This is a genomic window from Parafrankia sp. Ea1.12 (assembly GCF_900465275.1).
GTDB lineage: Bacteria > Actinomycetota > Actinomycetes > Frankiales > Frankiaceae > Parafrankia > Parafrankia soli.
On record NZ_UBIZ01000693.1, the window covers coordinates 1 to 1,740 of the forward strand.

Sequence of the window (1,740 nt, forward strand, 5' to 3'; positions counted from 1 at the left end):
CTTGACGGCTACCGCCGGCTGACCGTCCGCTACGAACGCAACGGCCGTAACTTCCTCGGATTCCTCTGCCTGGCCGCCGCGATCACCTGCTGGAAGAAACTCCCACACCCCACCTGAGACACGCTCTGAATGCTCGAAGATGCCGGAGGTCCGATGTCTGCCGGTGTGCGACAAGGCGACGGTTTCTTCGGGCTACAGCCGCTCACGGGTCGCGACCTGCACACCGCGCCGTATGCTGGCCCTAGTTCGCAGCCAGCCGGAGACACCAGCGAGCCGGAGACACCAGCGAGGAGGCCCTCGTCCATGAGCACTCCAGAGATCGGCCATCCGCTGTACCCGCCGCTGCGCCCTGCGGTCACCGTCGAGGAGCTCCTGGCCGCGAGAGGTACACAACCCATCCGGTCCCTCGACGACCTGGCCGCCGACACCTTCGATTCCGACGAGGAGCTCGACGAGTTCCTCGCGTTCACCTACGCCGAGCGTCGTCGCGACGTCGCCTGAGCCGCCGCCGTGCAGCCTGTCGTCCTTGACACCGACGTCGCCTCCCTGAGTCACAAGCGCAGACTCAGCGGGCCCGTGGCAACCCGCCTGATCGGCCGACGGCCACTGATCACGTTCGTGACCTTCGGTGAGCTCACCAAGTGGACCGACCTGCGAGACTGGGGCAGTCGCCGACGTCAGGAACTCGCCGACTGGCTCTCCGGAATCCCTGTGCTGCCCGGCGACGAAGCAGTCGCCGCCACCTGGGGCAAACTCTCCGCGGCCGCCACCCGGGCCGGACAGCCCCGCCCGGTCAACGACATGTGGATCGCGGCCTGCTGCCTCACCCACAATCTGCCGCTCGCCACCTTGAACCTGAAGGACTACATGTACTTCAGGGATCATCACGGTCTACGGATTCTCGGCGAGGAGTAACCGCCGCTCGCCACCTACACGTACGGGACTATGGCGGAGTCAGGCGTGTCTGTGGACGGTACGTTCGACCGACGGCCCAGTCGCCGACGTCAGCACCGAGCGTGTGGGGCTCCAAAATCCAGGTGCGGCCTGTGAGCTGCTCTTTTGTAGCTCGGGTGATCGTCTGCGGGGGTCGTCAGGCGGCGTTGCGGTATTCGTTGATCAGCCCGTCGAGGACGCGTGTGCGACGGACGGTGGAGGCCGAGGTCGGGGCGACGGCGGGTGGCGGGTCGGGTGGGTGCTGGCCGAGGGAGCGGTGGGGTCGGTGGGTGTTGAAGTGCTCGGCGTACGTGGCGAGGACCGACGTCAGGTGCTGTTCGGAGACGATCAGCAGTCTGTCGGTGCATTCGCGGCGGGCGGTGCCGACCCAGCGTTCCGTGATCGCGTTCGCTTTCGGAGACTGTGGTGGTGTGTGCATCACGTCGATGCCGGCTGCGGTGAAGACGGCGTCGACGGAAGCCGTGAATTTCGTGTCGCGGTCACGGATGAGGAACCGGAACCGGTGGCTACGCTCCTCGAGGTCCATCAGCAGGTTTCGTGCCCGTTGGGTGACCCAGGCCGCGGTCGGATGCTTGGTGACCCCGAGAACATGGACGTGGCGGGTGGCGTGTTCGACGACGAAGAACACGTAGATCCGTTGGAGGAACGCGGTGTCCACGGTGAAGAAGTCGCAGGCCAGCAGGCCGGAGGCCTGGGCGCGCAGGAACGTGCGCCAGGAGGTGTCGGCCCGGCGGGGTGCGGGGTCGACGCCGGCGCGGTGCGGGATCCGCCAGACGGTGGCGACTC

3 protein-coding genes are annotated in these 1,740 nt (G+C 66.9%); 2 read left to right on the forward strand and 1 reads right to left on the reverse strand.

Annotated features, from left to right (window positions below; genetic code table 11):
* Positions 1–303: 303 nt before the first annotated feature.
* Both FMEAI12_RS35610 and FMEAI12_RS35615 read left to right on the forward strand, forming a co-directional pair.
* Complete coding sequence (locus FMEAI12_RS35610) at positions 304–501, forward strand: hypothetical protein (protein WP_112109401.1); 198 nt, start codon at positions 304–306, stop codon at positions 499–501.
* A gap of 9 nt (positions 502–510) precedes the next feature.
* Positions 511–915, forward strand: a complete 405-nt coding sequence (locus FMEAI12_RS35615) for a type II toxin-antitoxin system VapC family toxin (RefSeq protein WP_112109402.1) — start codon at positions 511–513, stop codon at positions 913–915.
* 175 nt (positions 916–1,090) lie between these two features.
* Here FMEAI12_RS35615 and FMEAI12_RS35620 read toward each other — a convergent pair.
* Positions 1,091–1,740 (reverse strand): integrase core domain-containing protein (locus FMEAI12_RS35620; protein ID WP_235015136.1); only part of this gene is annotated, 650 nt, incomplete at its 5' end.